The sequence below is a fragment of the Pleomorphovibrio marinus genome, assembly GCF_003347495.1.
Lineage (GTDB): Bacteria > Bacteroidota > Bacteroidia > Cytophagales > Cyclobacteriaceae > Pleomorphovibrio > Pleomorphovibrio marinus.
In genome coordinates this window covers 519,879-535,191 of sequence record NZ_QCXY01000001.1, presented here as the reverse complement: position 1 = coordinate 535,191, position 15,313 = coordinate 519,879, and the positions used below count along the sequence as shown (strand labels likewise).

Below are 15,313 nucleotides of genomic sequence, written 5' to 3'. Positions count from 1 at the left end.
TTTGGAAATGGTAAGTTAATTAGTGCTTATTTTGGGTTTTTGGCATTTTATGGAGGAAATTACAAAAGTAAGTAAACCTGTAATGCATTGGGCTTGTTATAGAAAATATGAAATCGAGCATGACGCAGGCGACATACAGAAGCATGAATTTCATTTGTGAGATTCCATGTGACCGCTGAAAGAAAAATAAAAACACATGAAAGGTTTTAGATTCACCAAATTCACTCCCGTTCAGGATCCAAACAAAAATACTTTTGAACAGCTATTGGATATCTTCCTGCAGTTGGTCACCATGACAGGCGGCGATGCCGCGGAGGCTTTGAGCTGGCTGACTAACCTGGACAAGAGGTATAATCTCACCAACCCGGGTTATGGTATAGGGGATTTTATTGAAGATTTAAAGTCTAAAGGCTACATGGATGAGAAAGGCCAAAAAGGGGAAATAAAAATCACCGGAAAATCCGAGCAAGCTATTAGGAAAAATGCCTTGGAAGAAATCTTCGGCAAGTTGAAAAAAGGGAATCGGGGGCAGCACAAAACCACCCATACCGGGCCTGGGGAGGACAAGGGGACAGATAGAAGGCCATTTCAATTTGGGGATAACCTCGACCAAATTGCGCTTACTGACTCCCTTCGAAATGCGCAGGTGAACCATGGGTTTTCAGGGGACTACCTGCTTACCGAAGATGATCTGGAAGTAGTGGAAAACGAGATGAGGACCCAGACTTCAACCGTGTTGATGATCGATATTTCGCACTCCATGATTCTTTACGGGGAAGACAGAATCACGCCTGCAAAAAAGGTGGCCATGGCACTTGCCGAACTTATCAAAACCAGATATCCTAAGGATACCTTAGATGTTATTGTTTTTGGGAATGATGCCTGGCAGATTGAAATCAAGGATTTACCCTACCTACAAGTGGGGCCTTACCATACCAATACTGTTGCCGGCCTTCAGTTAGCCATGGATTTGTTAAGAAGGAGGAAAAATCCCAACAAACAAATTTTTATGATCACCGACGGAAAACCCACCTGCTTGAAAGTAGGCATAAAATACTACAAAAACAGTTTCGGGATTGACAGCAAAATCCTGAAAGAAACTTTAAAACTTGCCGCACAATGCAGGAGGATCAAGGTTCCAGTTACTACTTTTATGATTGCATCCGACCCTTACCTGAAAGAATTCGTGCAGGAGTTTACTACCGTAAACAATGGTAACGCCTACTACAGTAGCCTAAAAGGTTTAGGCCACTTGATTTTCGAAGATTATAGAAGAAACCGCACCAAACGTTTTTGACAGCATGAACTATCACCAACTTAGCAGTAAGGAATTACTGCAGATAAAAACCCTTGGCCAATTGAAAAAGGCAGGGTACCAACCGATTAGTATAAAAGAAGAACTCAGACGCAATCTCATCCAAAAAATAAAAGCAAAGGAGAATGTTTTTGAAGGCATATGGGGATATGAGGATACCGTAATCCCGGACATTGAAAGAGCCATACTTTCCAAACACAATATCAACCTCCTGGGGCTTCGGGGGCAGGCCAAAACCAGAATTGCCAGAATGATGACACATTTGCTGGACGAATATGTGCCCGTAGTGGAGGGTTCGGAACTCAATGATGACCCTCTAGCCCCACTTTCGAGGCAAGCAATGAATATCATGGATGAAAAGGGAGATGATACCTCCATTGGCTGGTGGCACAGGGGGGAGCGTTATACCGAAAAACTGGCCACTCCCGATGTTTCAGTGGCAGACCTCATCGGCGATGTAGACCCTATAAAAGCCGCAACTATGAAGCTCTCCTACAGTGATGAAAGGGTTATTCATTTTGGGCTAGTGCCCAGGTCCCATCGGTCCATTTTCGTAATCAATGAGCTTCCTGATCTGCAAGCCCGGATCCAGGTAGCCCTATTTAACATTCTGCAGGAAGGTGACATACAAATCCGTGGGTTTAAATTAAGGCTACCGCTGGATATTCAATTTGTATTTACGGCTAACCCGGAGGATTACACCAATCGGGGGAGTATTGTCACACCTCTTAAAGATAGAATAGAAAGCCAAATAATCACCCATTATCCAAAGACCATTGAGATAGGTAGGAAAATCACGGAGCAAGAGGCAAAATTACAGGATAAGCCTTTGTCCAGGATTCACGTACCAGAACTCATGAAGGACCTCATCGAGCAGATTGCCGTCGAAGCCAGGAATAGTGAGTACGTGGATGAAAAAAGCGGAGTGTCGGCGAGATTGACGATTACTGCTTATGAAAACCTAATCAGCACGGCGGAAAGAAGGCTATATTTAAATGATGAAAATGAAACTGTAATTCGCATCGTGGATCTGATTGGGATAATACCCGCCATTACCGGCAAGGTAGAATTGGTATATGAGGGAGAGCAAGAGGGAGCCGGTTTGGTGGCCTATAACCTGATAGGAAAAGCGATCCGAAGCATGTTTATTAATTTTTTCCCCTCTCCCGAACAAAAGAAAAAGGACAAAGAAGGCAATCCTTATGTATTGCCTTTGTCCTGGTTTGGAGAAGGTAATACCTTGGATCTTTTGACCAACCAGACCGACAAGGAGTATAAAGAAATTCTTCACAAGGTGCCAGGATTGGAAAAAATCACCAAGGAGCATGTTACTTCCCTACCGGAAAAGGAATTGGAATTCTTTATGGAATTTGCTCTGCATGGATTGGCGGAGTATAGTCAATTAAGCAAGAAGCTAGTGGATACTGGCATGCAGTTTAAGGATCTTTTTAGCAGCATGTTTGACCTTGGTTCCTCCGGCGGTCTGGATGATGAGGAAGAGGATGAAGGTTTTAATTGATGAAAGAGTACGGCAATCGGATATGAGGAGAGAGATAAAAGTGATCTGTACAGATATTGATGGCACCTTGCTGGATAAGCACAGGGATATATCGGCAAGGACCAGGGAAGTGATAGGGAAATTACCCCAAGGAATGCCGATTATCTTAGCTTCTTCAAGAATGCCCTCTGCTATGACCTATATTCAGGAAAAAATTGGAAGACCCGATCATCCCCTTATCTGTTATAATGGTGGATATGTACTGGACGGAGTGGAAACATTGGATTCAGTGACCATTCCACTTTCCACCTGCTTTAAGTTAGTAGAATTGGCTGCCGGATTGGACGTTCATATCAGCCTTTATGCTGAGGATGAGTGGGTGGCTCCGGTGGTGGATTTCTGGACAAAAAAGGAAATTAATGCTACCAGGGTTCAGCCTATCCTAATGGGATTACATAGTGCCTTGAATAGATGGGGAGAAAAAGGGAAAGCCCTGCACAAGGTGATGTGCATGGGCGATGCCGGGCAAATCGAAAAGCTGTATCAATCCTACTGGGAAGGTTTTAAAGACGAACTACACCTGTATAGGTCTAAGGACACCTATATCGAAATTGCACCAAGATCCATTAGTAAGGCCTCTGCCCTGGAGAAGCTTCTTTCTCACAAATACGGGTTTAGTATGCATGAAGTCCTGGCATTCGGGGACAATTACAATGATGTAGAACTCTTAAAAGCTTCGGGTATGGGTGTAGCAGTGGATAACGCCAATATGGAGGTAAAAGCATCAGCAGATGAGATCACCGATGGCAACAAAGCAGATGGGGTAGCCAATTACATTGAAAAAATCATGAAGTTGGAGCCCGGGATTTTTGAAAATTAAGCCCTAGGGTAATTTTATTCCGCATCCATGATGAGAACCCAGTCATGCCCAATTTCGCCTTCCGTGGGAGGGGTGATTTTGAGGCTACTTCCTCCTTTACTATTTTCAGTAGGTATGAAGTTGCCCGTTCGGGGATCAAACCAAGTCAACATTATATTCGCACTTTTGAGTGAGGTGGTGTTGATTTCCACAGGTTTACCCGTAGGGAAATAAACCATAGCATAAGAACCTTCACTATCCCTGGTGGCGATCACGAAATGCTTGTCATCCTCCTGGGTTCCTTTCACCATGTCCCATGCAGGTTCTCGAGTAAGGAATGGCCTGGACAGCATGAGGTCTTTCAGGTGCCTTACCTGGTTGGCCATGGGCAGATCCAAGGCTACCTTCCAAGGCCTCAACGGTGCATTTATGGGCTCTCTATCATTGGTGTACATCTGCCATACGGCGTGACATCCGTATGTCTGCCCAAATGCTCCGGCAAACACATTCCAATACATTATCCTTCGTATATCTTCAGGAATGCTATGCCCCAGCTCCTTTGCATTAAAACAATTGGGGTGATCCTCATACAAGGGTTCTCCGTCCAATGTTGGTTTTGTGGGGCTGAGTTCGTAATCATGTTTAATCAATTTGTAGGTAGGTTGATTGGGGCAATGACCTGTTTGGTGCATATTAAAATCCAGCCAGTCCTCCTTATGAAACCAATTACTAGACCCTCCTGGTTTTGCGGGTTGTGGGTGAAAGGTCATCAAGGCATTCTCCTCCGCCCCTACTCCCAGGAGTACTCCCTCAGCCATGCTGCTCCAGATGGGTATATCTTCTTCCCTAGGGTTCCTGTCCCCACCAATCACCCAAATAAGGTTGGTTTGATCCTTGTACCTATTGCCTAAATACTCCCCGAAACTTTTTGCATTCTTTTCATCAAACACTTCAGGACCCTTTCCCCAAGTGCTGGTAAATACCTTATCGCCCCAGGTAGGCAGAAGCGCAACGTAAATATTTCTCTTCGCTGCCTCTTCCAAGACAAAATCCACATGTTGGAAATAGGCTTCGTTGGGGTGGCTGGGGTCATTATTTACCAATGGGCGCTCTCCCATGGAGCTAGGGGTGTTTAATCCGTCTATTTCCGCAAGGGCAACTGCTTGTACCACGTTGAAGCCCTGCTCGGCCCTTTTGTCTAAGTAGTAAATCACCTCCTCCCTGTCACATCGGTGAATTAATTCCCACGCCGTGTCTGCCAACCAGAAAAAGGGGTCCTCATTTTCCTGTATGAGGAAGCGTTGGTTATCAGAAACCTTCAATCTGGGAAGTTGGGCATTTACGCAAAAAACAGGGAAAAAAGTAAAGATGCAAAAAGGTGCTAAAGTAAAAAGAAGCGTAAGATTTTTCATCTGTTTATAATTTGTTTTTCAGCGGTCAGATGGAATGCCCAGATTAATCATCCCCCTGTGTGAGAATACTTTCTCATGGGCATTTCATGTGTTTATAATTGATTTTTATTTGCCACATAGCCTGCCCCTGCCTGCCCCGAACTTGCTTCGGGGAACTTGTTTCGGGGGAATCTCGCATTTTTAATCATCCCTCCGTGCGTCGCTTGCGTCATGCCTGACTGCCGTCCAGGCAGGTTCGATTTCATTAGGTCAATATGGGTTTGGGTTAAATCTTGTTAAAGTTAATGAAATAAATCGTTCATAAAAAAACCGTGCAGCATTGGATGCTGACACGGTTTGTGTATTTTGAAGGTAAGGGTTAATCGTTGATTATTTCTAATTCGCTGAAGAAGAAGGAGCCTTCAATTTTGGCATTCTCATCAGAATCGGATCCGTGAACCGCATTGGCTTCTATGGATTTAGCGAAAAGCTTGCGGATGGTACCTTCCTCGGCCTCCTTGGGATTGGTTGCGCCAATTAATTTCCTGAAGTCTGCCACGGCATTGTCTTTCTCCAAAATGGCTGCTATAATGGGGCCTGAGGACATATAATCACAAAGATCCATATAGAAAGGCCTCTCTTTGTGCACCGCATAAAACTTACCAGCCGTCGCTTTATCCAGCTTCGTAAGTTTAAGTGCAAGGATATTGAAACCCGCCTCTTCAATCATCTTTAAAATTGCCCCCGCGTTGCCTTCGCCAAAGGCATCAGGCTTGATCATGGTAAATGTTCGGTTTGTAGCCATTTATTAGAATTTATTTTGGTTTAATTGGTTGCAAAATTAGTGGTTTTAGGACAAAGTCCGAAGTTTTTATGCTAAATGTATAATTTTCAACGTTTTGTTAGTCCATGTAGCATATTGGGAATTTCCGAAAATTATACAGAACTTTGCAGCTTGCGTGTTTTTGAAAGCACAATGGTTAAATGATATCCATGCATAATTTAGATCTATTTAAAGAACAAATTTCGTCCAGTTCTCCCAAAAAGATCATTATTACAACACATTATAAACCTGATGCCGATGCCTTGGGGTCTTCCCTAGGGATGGCAAACTATTTGAAAAAGAAAGGACATGAAGTTTTGGTGGTAACCCCATCTGACTATCCTTCTTTTTTAAATTGGATGGAGGGAAATGATGAAGTGGTTAATTTTGAGGATAAGGACAAAAAGAAATGGGTAGGGGAGAAGATTCAGGATGCAGATATCATATTCTGCTTGGATTTTTCCTGCTTGAGCAGACTCCAGGAAATGGGAGATCTCGTAAAGTCTTCCAAAGCTTTTAAGGTGAACATAGACCACCACCAGGACCCGGAGGACTTTGCCGAATTTACCTACTGGAGTACCAAAGCGGCGGCGACCTGTGAACTCGTTTTCGAGTTGATCACCATGGTGGGGGACAAGGACCTTTTGGATCAGGATATCGCAGAATGTTTGTATGCGGGAATCATGACCGATACAGGCGGTTTTAAGCACCCCAATACCACAAAGAATATTCATTTGGTAACCGCTGAGCTTATTGGCTTAGGAGCAGATAATGCTAAGATCGCTAGGCTTATCTACGACACCAACTCGTTGAACAGGCTGAAATTTCTGGGCTTTGCACTTACCCGAAGGCTTGAAATATTGGAAGATTGCCAAACGGCCTACTTTGCAATCAGTAAAAAAGACCTGAGAAAGTACGACTCCAGGACTGGAGATACTGAAGGACTGGTAAACTACGCATTATCCTTGGATGGTGTAAAAATAGCCGCCCTTTTTACAGAGAAAAAGGATGGGGTGAAAATCTCCTTCCGTTCGGCAGAGGAGGTGGAAGTCAATAAATTCGCGGCGACCCATTTTAAGGGTGGCGGACATAAAAATGCCGCAGGAGGGGTTTCGGACTTAAACATGAAAGAAACTATTCAAAAATTCGAATACTTAATAAGAGAAAACAAACATATTCTATTTAATCAACTTGAATTAATCAATGAAAAGAATCAATAATTTATTGTTGGCCACTTCCATAGGTCTAGCAGGCCTATTTATGGCAGCTTGTGAAAGCAAAGAAACCACCTCTGATGGTATTGAATACCGATATATCAACAAGGGAAAAGACCAAACTAAAGATGGGGAATTTGTGGTTTACCACTTTACTGCCAAGACTGGCAGTGATTCCGTTTTCATCTCCAGTTTTGACCAACCAGTACCACCCTATTTGCAACACAGTGATAGCATAGAGGCTCAATCTGGCATCGATGAGATATTCCTTGGCTTAAACCGGGGCGACTCTATTGAGGTCAATTCGAAGGCTGAAAAAATCTTTGGAGAAAACCTTCCTCCGTTCTTGCAGCCAGAGGATGATGTAATCATTAATATTGGAGTAGTCAATGTTCTTGAGGAGGAAATCTTCGAAGATTATTTTAATGACTTAATGGCCGAAAGACAGCGTAAAGAAGAAGCCCAGGCTGGTGTTCAACTGGAAGAGGATATTCAAACCATAGAAAACTATATTTCTGAAAATAATTTGAATGCCACCAAGACGGAATCAGGTCTTTTTTACGTCATAGAAGAAGAGGGTTCAGGGGAAGAGGTGGAACAAGGAAATACCATCTCGGTTAACTACACCGGATATGTGATGGACGGGAGAGTTTTTGATACCAGTGTGGAGTCCAAGGCCAAAGAGCACAATACCTTTACAGAGGGTCGAACTTACGAACCATTTGAATTTCAGGTGGGCCAAGGTTCGGTAATCCCTGGATGGGACGAAGGGTTGCAATACCTCAGGAAAGGATCCAAGGCAAAATTGTTAATTCCTTCTCCATTGGCATATGGCCCCTCTCAGCGAGGAGAGGTGATTGCACCAAACTCTATTCTTATATTTGACGTTGAAATTAAGGACGTAAAGAAAAATTAATTAGTAAAGAAAACCAACTATGAAAAAGCACGTATGGCAACTGTTTGTCTTATTTGGATTGGTGGCGGCTCTTGCATCTTGTATTTCAGATGATGAAAATGTAGAGGCAAACTTTGAAAGGGAGAGGCAAACCATCCAAGAGTTTGTCCAGAGTTACGATGAAGAATACATCAGAAGGGTGGACGTAGGAGAGACAGGTGTGGTACTGCTGTTTCTGGAGGAAAGCGAAGAAGGGCTTAGACCGGATAATTTTAATACTGACACCCTTTACGTAGATTATATAGGCTCCCTACTTGATGGGACAGTATTCGATACCTCCATTGAGTCAGTGGCTGAAGAAAACGATATCCATAACCCCAATAGGGAATATGGCCCATTTAGGGTGTCACCAGAACAAGGGGTGATTCAAGGCTGGTATGCGGCGCTATCCGAAATGAAAGAAGGAGACAAGGTATTGGCAGTAATCCCTTCCATTTATGCCTATGGCAACCAGTCTCCCAGTCCTCTTATTCCTCCAAATACTATTCTGAAGTTTGAAATGGATTTGGTGAGAGTGGCTAAACCTGAAGTTGACGAGTAAGTATGAAAAATAAATTGGCTTCCATATCGCTTCTTTTGGTAACAATTTTCTCTTCCTGTGACCAGCAACCATTTGGCTTCGGAGGCCCGGTTTATGACAGGGAAGGCAATCTGGCTACAGATAGGTTGAGAATTGCAGAATACTTGGAGACGGCTGAATACGACAGCCTCTATCGCATCCATGACCGATCTGGAGTAGTTGTAATCGTTCAGGAAGAAGGGGAAGGAAGTAGACCCAATACGGGTAACGTAGTCTATGCCAACTATATCGGCAGTTTAATGGATGATGGAGTCGTATTCGATACCAACCTTGAAGATGTAGCCATTGAGCACGATATTTACAATGAAGACAGGGATTACCGTATCTTTGACTTTTTTGTAGGAATGCCCACCAATCAGGGCGGTGCCATTGAAGGCTTCAGTTATGGCTTCAGGAGGCTGAGAAGTGGTTCCAAAGCAGTTCTGATCATTCCTTCTCCATTGGGTTATCAGGACAATCCAAATATTCCGGGAATACCAGAAAATTCTGTTTTAGTGTTTGAAGTGGACTTTCTCGGATTGGATTAAGATACAAATTGTAAAGCGGTCAAATTTGACCGCTTTTTTTTATTTATAGCATGCCTTTTTTCAGTTAAATTGCCATAAAGCAACAATGATAATCACCCGAAAGTATTAAGGCAATATTGATCAACTTCATAAATTTAGCTAAATTTATGAAGTAGCTTTCAAAGAATGCATATTCATAGACACTTATTGGATCGCATAGAAAAACAGCTTTTTAAAGGGAAGGTAATTCTTTTATATGGAGCAAGAAGAACTGGCAAAACCACCTTAGTAAAAAGGCTGCTTTCCCAAGTTACTGTTCGATCAGGCTATTTTAATTGTGAGCTTCAGCATATCCCAAACATTGGTTTTATTGGGAAAACTTCTGTATTGCCGAACGGATTAAATTCAATGAAGATAGGAGGAGATTTGTGAATACCTATTTTTGGAGAACTTATGATCAGCAGGAAATTGATTTTATTGAAGAAGTGGATAGGGAATTAACCTGTTTTGAGTTTAAATTTAATCTCAAGTCTAAGGCCAAGTTTCCTAAGGTATTCCAGGAAACCTATCCTGCTTCTAGCTTTAGGGTGATCCATCCCGATAACTTTTATGACCTGATGGAGATAGGGTAAATTTTCTTTTGCTTACGCATGCAACATCCTCATTAAGTCCATAAGCCCAATGACTTCAATATCTTGTTCATACATATACCTGTCCTGACCAGGAGTGAGCACATAGAGTTTTTTTATTCCCAGGTCTTTCATGGCTATATAGGTACCCTTTTTCAGCTTTGGCGATAAGCTCAATTTTATTTCCACCGCTGCCAACCACCGATTTTCCCTTTTTACCAAAAGGTCAATTTCTGCCCCATCCTGGGTACGGTAAAAATAAATTTCATCATCAGACCTTAGCACGGACTTAACCTGATGCAGCACAAAAGACTCCCATGAAGTTCCAACTGCGATATTCCCAAACAGCCCATCTCGGTCAGAAATTCCGAGTAGGTAATGGAGCATGCCATTGTCTCTGAAATACAGTTTCGGGGATTTTACCAGGCGCTTTTTAACATTCGAATAATAAGGGGGAAGCTCTGTGATCAAAAAGGCATTGACAAAGAACTTCACATAGGTTTTTACAGTGGGCATGCTTAGCCCTAGGGATTTTGCCAACATACTATGGTTTACGGTAGCTCCATTTATTGATGCCAACATCATTAGGAGTTGCCTACTTACGCTTGGATCTGCCGGTAACCCAAGTGCGGGTAGGTCCCTTTGAAGATAACTGTTCACAAAGTTTCTATACCAAGTTTGCCTAAACCTTCGATTCTGTTGCAAGGCGGGTTCTGGAAAACCTCCATTTAGCCATAAGGTTTCCAAAGTGATATCCCCCCCTACTTCCAAAAGGTTTAAAGGGTATATCTCTAGGTAATTGATTCTACCTGCCAAACTTTCCGATGATTGTTTCAACAGTTCTGGCGAGGCCGACCCCAAAATTACGAATCTTCCTGGAGATCGGTGTTCGTCTACCAAAGACCTTATTAAGGCGAATAATTCTGGTTTATGCTGAATTTCATCTAAAATGATGGTATGGTCAGGGAGGGATCCAAAATAGAGCTCGGGGTCATTCAATTTATTTAGGTCAGAAAACCTTTCCAAATCCAAATAAATATATGGTTTTTCGTACGAAAAACTTTTTACCAACGTGGTTTTACCTACCTGCCGAGGTCCTATTAGGCCTGTGACAGGAAAATTTTTGACCGAAAATGAAAACTCTGAGGCTATTATTCTCTTAATCATCCCTGCAAATTTAAAAATAAAATTTAAAATTGCAGGGATAATTTATCAAAATCATGAATTTACATTCACCAAGGTTATTTAATTTTAATTTTCGGTCATGAAATTAAATATTTATTTTTTAGTTTTAATGAAATGAATCATGGTTATCTCTTATCTTCCTGCCTGCTTTTCCTGCTTTGCTGGGCCTGCCATTCTGGGTCAAAACAGTCCGAACCCGTACTTGTGCTGGAGAGGGTGGAGGAAGTTACCATACCCATTCGGGATTGTACTTACATGAATCCTGCTAGCGCCCGACTTTTGGAAACGGATTCTGGCACTTTTCTCTTTGCCTATAATCATGTCGAGAAAAAGCTGCATTTTATCGATTTCTCAGATGGCAGGGTCGTTCATAAAGTCCCTTTGGCGCAGGATGGCCCCAATAGTTTGGCAAGGGCCATGGGGTTTACCATTACGGGTTTGGATTCCATTTGGGCAACTTTCATTCCGCCTGCCTTAGCATTGATCAATTTCAATGGGGAAGTGGTATTTAGAGAGAAAATTCCAAACCATAAGGTAGAGGTAATGGGCATTTACACACCGGAATCCAGACCCATTTTTAAGTATGGTAAAGAGCTATTCGGACCACAGCCTTACTTTATGGATTTTCAAAATATGGGTAAGGAAGAAATTTTCAACCACCATCTTCTATTTAGCATGGATTTGGACAGTAGGGAGGTTACTTGGCATGAAGTTTTTTATGCGGAGGATTTTTGGGATGCAGGTAAAAAAATCTCCGATTTTTCCTGGACCATGAGGGAGGGTAAGATATATATTGCCCCTCTGCACGATCATGAGATTATTATTTATGATGTGGTAGATAGGGAGATTCTAGGTCGGAAACAAAATAAATCAAAGTTCATTGATCGTTTTCAGTATGCGAATGAACTGATCTGGGATAGAAAAGAGGCTATTAAGACCAGACTTGCACATGATCTTTATGGAACATTTATCTATGATGGATACAGGGATCTATTTTACAGAATAACTCTTCCGAATATCGAAATAGATGAAGAAGCCACAGAAGATGAACTTAGGCCCCAAGGAAGATCCAGGCCAATTGCCGGAATAATGGTATTGGACAGCAACCTGAACCTTCTTGGGGAGTACCTTTTTGAAGAAAATGAGATATATCCCTCTGGGAATTTTCTGGTGGGAACCAAAGGCCTATATATTTCCCTAAATAACGAAAACCACCCCGATTTCGACGAGGACCATTTTAGGTATCAAGTGGTTAAGTTTACTACAGAAGAATAATTTCAAGGAAACAGACCCATAGTCTTTCTTACTCCCTCACCCATTGCACCTTTTCTGAGATGGGGCCTCTCCTGCCTTGTGGCCATCGGTCCATATTGGGCTTGGCCACATAGAAAAAGCCCATCAGTTTGTCCTCTTCCTCCAGTCCAAAGAAGGGTTTGGCCTCGGGCCAGAACGTAGGGCCTCCGGTGCCCCAATAAGCGGCCAATCCTCGGGCACTTGCTGTGAGGTACATATTTTGCACCGCCATGGCCACAGCGGCTACTTCCTCCATTTCGGGAAGGTTGGCTTTTAAATCCCTTTTCATACCAATGGCGATGATATGAGAGGTCTTTAAGGGGTTTTCTTTTAGTTTTTGGTAAGTGGCCTCAATGAAATTCCCGTTTTTTTGGCTTCTTTCCTTGTATAGTTGCGATTGGAAATCCGCCAATTTATGAAGACCTTCCCCGGTGAAAACCGTGAATCTCCAGGGCTCTGTCAATTTGTGGGTGGGAGCCCAGTTGGCGTTTTCCAGTAATTCCTGGATGATATGGTCCTCCACTGGATCATTTTCCTTAAACTGGGCCACGAAGAGTGACCTTCGGTTACGGATGATCTTGTTTACTTCCTCAATATTGAATACAGGCCTGTTCATCATAATTAGTAAAGTGTTTTTTGGTTAAGTTAACTTAAATCAACGTAGGAAAATTCAAAAATTAAGCCAACAGCCAAGGATGTATCAGTACCTCATTCCTAGCTTAACTCCGCCATAATAGTTTCTTGGTGCCGCAGGTTGCCAAAACCTGCCCCCAAATGCGTTTAAGTCATTCCCTAAACTATACAACTCATCAAGGAGATTCTCTACGCCCATGAAGGCCTCAAAATCCCATTTGGCACCTAGATTCCTTCTCCACCCTGCGCGGAGATTTATGAGGTGATAAGCATCCTGATAAACGGTATTCGCATCATTGAGGGGGATTTCATCCACAAACTGATGCGTAAAATTGAGATATACGCCAGGCCTTGTCCTGATGTCCAATTGGTTAACCAGTGTATTGGGGGCAACCCCCGTGAGGTCATTGCCTGTAAAATCATTTTCGCCCCGACTGTAGTCGCTAAAGGTGAAGAAATGGCCAGTGTATGTATGGGTAAGCTTCACTTCCTGAAAAAATGCAAGCTGATTCCTTATTAAGGCATAATCCACTAGCATTTCAACGCCCTTTTGATCGGTAGCTCCCGCATTTCTAAAGAGGACCACACCTTGTGGGTCCGTAAAAGTAGTGATGGTTTCGTCCAGATTGAAGTAAAAGGCGCTTATATCAAAGTTCACCAACCCTTGTTTGTAGCTTGCCCGGTAACCCACTTCGTAATTTATCCCACGCTCCGCCTCCAGGTCCAAGTTGATGGTGCCCTCGTTGGTCCTTACTTCATCAATAGTAGGAGGGGAAAATCCCGAGCTGATACTTCCATGCACAGCGGAGTTTTCGGTCAAGGTGTAGGATAAGGCTACCCTTGGCACGATGACTGGGTCAAATCTCTTAACGGCTGAAGACGGGTTGCCAGTCACGGCATCTATATTTCTGGCGATATCGTATTGGGCAAAATTTTGACTCAGTCCAACGGTAAACAGCATTTTCTGAGTTAGTTCCGCTTCCACTTGCTGAAAAAGGAAAGCAGTGGTTGTGATCAGGTCATCGCTAAATCGGATGGTGTCTGCCTGCCCCCCGCGATTCCCGTAATTTTGAGCTGCTGCTTTGGCGAGTTGGTACTCACCTCCTCCGATCAGTCTTATCGGAATGCCTCCCAAAGTGTTATTATGTGTAAAACTGGTCCTGCCCCCGTAACTGAATTGAGTTTCTTTTTTATAATCCAAATTGAAAGGGTTTTCAAAATCCACCGTGTTGAGATAGAGAGAAGTCTTGTTAAAGGTTTTGGGGCTGAACTGGTAGGAATGGGCCAGGGTCCCATACATGGATTTCAGGCCTATGCTGGCATTTTGATCCGCTGAGCCCGGTCTTGCCATAGTGGGGTCGGTGGCAAGTTGCTCGGCTGTAAGTGCACCGGGAAGTTCATAGAATAAGTCTGAATACAACAACTGGGTGGTGATGCTTTGCTTTTCGGAAGGATGAAAGTGCCCTGCAATTTGGAAAACTTCCCGATCCATTGCCGTATGTTCCCTGAACCCATCTGATTTTTGCCTCACATAGGAGGCACTGATGCTGCCATTCTCAAGCTTTTGGTCCACACCAAGCCGGTATCGCATTAAGCCAAAATCCCCCACATTCAAATCCGTGCTGATTCGGTTTTCTTGCACATCCTGCTTGCTGGTAAAACTGATTACTCCCCCATTTCCGGCTCCATAAATACTGCCTGCTGGACCCTTAATAATTTCCGTATTTTCGATGTTAGACAGGTCCAGGATGTTAAGTGGGGTAGTGCCGTCTGCGGCAGTAAAAGGCATATCATTCCAATAAACTTTCACGTTTCTTACTCCGAAAGGGGAGCGCAGTGAACTTCCCCTTATGGATATCCGATACGATGCCGGGGCCCTTTCTTCTATTCTTATGCCTGGTTTGGTGTTAAAGGCGTTTACAATGGAGGTTTCATTAAATCTGTAAAGTTCACTTTCAGAGATTCTGGCGATTCCGGCAGCCTGTACCAAAAGCGGCCTTTCTGTTTCAAAAGAGGAGACCACTACTTCCGATAAGGGATTGTCTGCCCTTTCTAAACGAATGGTATGCTCTCCAGAGGAAGGGATTGTGATAGCCTTTTTTTCAAAAGCCACATGAGAGAATACCCCTTCCATTGGCCCTTCGAGTGAAAGGGAAACCTTGCCGTTTTCACCGGTGACATAGGCTGGTTGATTGTTGATCTTAATAGAAACATAAGGAATAACTTCCTCAGTTTTGCTATCCACAACTGTTAGGGTAGTTTGTCCTATGCCCATCAGAGGCAAGGCAATAAATAAGGCAAGTATGGTGTTTTTCATTGTAGCAGTCAGGAATTCTTAAAACAAAAGGCTATCGACAAAGGTAATCCATTTACACTTATATAATCCGCCGATAAAAAAAAGGTTCGTCGCTTAATCAAAAAATCAATATCTT

The 15,313-nt window shown here is 43.1% G+C and carries 14 protein-coding genes and 1 pseudogene; 10 read left to right on the top strand and 5 right to left on the bottom strand.

The window, feature by feature from the left end; genetic code table 11:
* Positions 1-196: 196 nt before the first annotated feature.
* The 3 genes from DB520_RS02315 to DB520_RS02305 are packed head-to-tail and all read left to right on the top strand — an operon-like array spanning position 197 to position 3,693.
* Positions 197-1,297 carry a vWA domain-containing protein gene (locus tag DB520_RS02315; protein WP_114748040.1) on the top strand — a complete coding sequence of 367 codons (1,101 nt, stop codon included), beginning with the start codon at positions 197-199 and terminating at the stop codon, positions 1,295-1,297.
* Positions 1,298-1,301: 4 nt separating this feature from the next.
* The gene (locus tag DB520_RS02310) at positions 1,302-2,834 is read left to right on the top strand and encodes a P-loop NTPase family protein (protein WP_114748039.1); all 1,533 of its coding nucleotides are present in this window, start codon (positions 1,302-1,304) and stop codon (positions 2,832-2,834) included.
* On the top strand, positions 2,818-3,693 hold the full coding sequence (locus tag DB520_RS02305) for an HAD family hydrolase (RefSeq protein WP_232834798.1): 876 nt from the start codon (positions 2,818-2,820) through the stop codon (positions 3,691-3,693). Before DB520_RS02310 ends, DB520_RS02305 begins: the two co-directional genes overlap by 17 nt.
* A 14-nt stretch (positions 3,694-3,707) precedes the next feature.
* Here the strand turns inward: DB520_RS02305 and DB520_RS02300 are convergent, their stop codons facing one another.
* Both DB520_RS02300 and DB520_RS02295 read right to left on the bottom strand, forming a co-directional pair.
* Entirely contained in the window at positions 3,708-5,084 is a 1,377-nt protein-coding gene (locus tag DB520_RS02300) for a glycoside hydrolase family 140 protein (protein WP_114748038.1), read from the bottom strand.
* A 358-nt stretch (positions 5,085-5,442) separates the two neighbouring features.
* Positions 5,443-5,868, bottom strand: a complete 426-nt coding sequence (locus DB520_RS02295) for a nucleoside-diphosphate kinase (protein WP_114748037.1) — start codon at positions 5,866-5,868, stop codon at positions 5,443-5,445.
* Between the two features lie 188 nt (positions 5,869-6,056).
* Here DB520_RS02295 and DB520_RS02290 point away from each other — a divergent pair, with 188 nt between their 5' ends.
* The 6 genes and pseudogenes from DB520_RS02290 to DB520_RS02265 form a co-directional block, all read left to right on the top strand.
* Entirely contained in the window at positions 6,057-7,106 is a 1,050-nt protein-coding gene (locus DB520_RS02290; protein ID WP_114748744.1) for a DHH family phosphoesterase, read from the top strand.
* On the top strand, positions 7,090-8,016 hold the full coding sequence (locus tag DB520_RS02285) for an FKBP-type peptidyl-prolyl cis-trans isomerase (RefSeq protein WP_114748036.1): 927 nt from the start codon (positions 7,090-7,092) through the stop codon (positions 8,014-8,016). The genes DB520_RS02290 and DB520_RS02285 overlap by 17 nt, the downstream gene beginning before the upstream one ends.
* 19 nt (positions 8,017-8,035) lie before the next feature.
* Entirely contained in the window at positions 8,036-8,596 is a 561-nt protein-coding gene (locus DB520_RS02280; RefSeq protein ID WP_114748035.1) for an FKBP-type peptidyl-prolyl cis-trans isomerase, read from the top strand.
* 2 nt (positions 8,597-8,598) lie between these two features.
* Complete coding sequence (locus DB520_RS02275) at positions 8,599-9,162, top strand: FKBP-type peptidyl-prolyl cis-trans isomerase (protein ID WP_114748034.1); 564 nt, start codon at positions 8,599-8,601, stop codon at positions 9,160-9,162.
* A gap of 165 nt (positions 9,163-9,327) precedes the next feature.
* The gene (locus tag DB520_RS27585) at positions 9,328-9,573 is read left to right on the top strand and encodes an AAA family ATPase (RefSeq protein WP_114748033.1); all 246 of its coding nucleotides are present in this window, start codon (positions 9,328-9,330) and stop codon (positions 9,571-9,573) included.
* Positions 9,522-9,773: pseudogene (locus DB520_RS02265) on the top strand (DUF4143 domain-containing protein); the annotation flags it as partial. The gene DB520_RS27585 and the pseudogene DB520_RS02265, both read left to right, overlap by 52 nt.
* A gap of 12 nt (positions 9,774-9,785) precedes the next feature.
* On the opposite strand, the gene DB520_RS02260 reads toward DB520_RS02265, so the two are convergent.
* Positions 9,786-10,937 (bottom strand): ATP-binding protein, encoded by a 1,152-nt coding sequence (locus DB520_RS02260; RefSeq protein WP_114748031.1) that lies wholly within the window; start codon positions 10,935-10,937, stop codon positions 9,786-9,788.
* A gap of 132 nt (positions 10,938-11,069) precedes the next feature.
* Here DB520_RS02260 and DB520_RS02255 point away from each other — a divergent pair, with 132 nt between their 5' ends.
* A complete protein-coding gene (locus DB520_RS02255; RefSeq protein WP_114748030.1) occupies positions 11,070-12,230 on the top strand; it encodes a DUF4221 family protein in 1,161 nt (386 codons plus the stop codon).
* 28 nt (positions 12,231-12,258) lie between these two features.
* On the opposite strand, the gene DB520_RS02250 is transcribed toward DB520_RS02255, so the two are convergent.
* Positions 12,259-12,864 carry a nitroreductase family protein gene (locus DB520_RS02250; protein WP_114748743.1) on the bottom strand — a complete coding sequence of 202 codons (606 nt, stop codon included), beginning with the start codon at positions 12,862-12,864 and terminating at the stop codon, positions 12,259-12,261.
* Positions 12,865-12,948: 84 nt separating this feature from the next.
* Positions 12,949-15,198 carry a TonB-dependent receptor family protein gene (locus DB520_RS02245; protein WP_114748029.1) on the bottom strand — a complete coding sequence of 750 codons (2,250 nt, stop codon included), beginning with the start codon at positions 15,196-15,198 and terminating at the stop codon, positions 12,949-12,951.
* Positions 15,199-15,313 lie beyond the last annotated feature (115 nt).

Bases quoted from the DNA above. Each gene is read 5' to 3' on its own strand.
- DB520_RS02315 (WP_114748040.1), top strand. From the start codon at position 197: ATGAAAGGTTTTAGATTCACCAAATTCACTCCCGTTCAGGATCCAAAC.
- DB520_RS02310 (WP_114748039.1), top strand. From the start codon at position 1,302: ATGAACTATCACCAACTTAGCAGTAAGGAATTACTGCAGATAAAAACC.
- DB520_RS02305 (WP_232834798.1), top strand. From the start codon at position 2,818: ATGAAGGTTTTAATTGATGAAAGAGTACGGCAATCGGATATGAGGAGA.
- DB520_RS02300 (WP_114748038.1), bottom strand. From the start codon at position 5,084: ATGAAAAATCTTACGCTTCTTTTTACTTTAGCACCTTTTTGCATCTTT.
- DB520_RS02295 (WP_114748037.1), bottom strand. From the start codon at position 5,868: ATGGCTACAAACCGAACATTTACCATGATCAAGCCTGATGCCTTTGGC.
- DB520_RS02290 (WP_114748744.1), top strand. From the start codon at position 6,057: ATGCATAATTTAGATCTATTTAAAGAACAAATTTCGTCCAGTTCTCCC.
- DB520_RS02285 (WP_114748036.1), top strand. From the start codon at position 7,090: ATGAAAAGAATCAATAATTTATTGTTGGCCACTTCCATAGGTCTAGCA.
- DB520_RS02280 (WP_114748035.1), top strand. From the start codon at position 8,036: ATGAAAAAGCACGTATGGCAACTGTTTGTCTTATTTGGATTGGTGGCG.
- DB520_RS02275 (WP_114748034.1), top strand. From the start codon at position 8,599: ATGAAAAATAAATTGGCTTCCATATCGCTTCTTTTGGTAACAATTTTC.
- DB520_RS27585 (WP_114748033.1), top strand. From the start codon at position 9,328: ATGCATATTCATAGACACTTATTGGATCGCATAGAAAAACAGCTTTTT.
- DB520_RS02260 (WP_114748031.1), bottom strand. From the start codon at position 10,937: ATGATTAAGAGAATAATAGCCTCAGAGTTTTCATTTTCGGTCAAAAAT.
- DB520_RS02255 (WP_114748030.1), top strand. From the start codon at position 11,070: ATGAATCATGGTTATCTCTTATCTTCCTGCCTGCTTTTCCTGCTTTGC.
- DB520_RS02250 (WP_114748743.1), bottom strand. From the start codon at position 12,864: ATGAACAGGCCTGTATTCAATATTGAGGAAGTAAACAAGATCATCCGT.
- DB520_RS02245 (WP_114748029.1), bottom strand. From the start codon at position 15,198: ATGAAAAACACCATACTTGCCTTATTTATTGCCTTGCCTCTGATGGGC.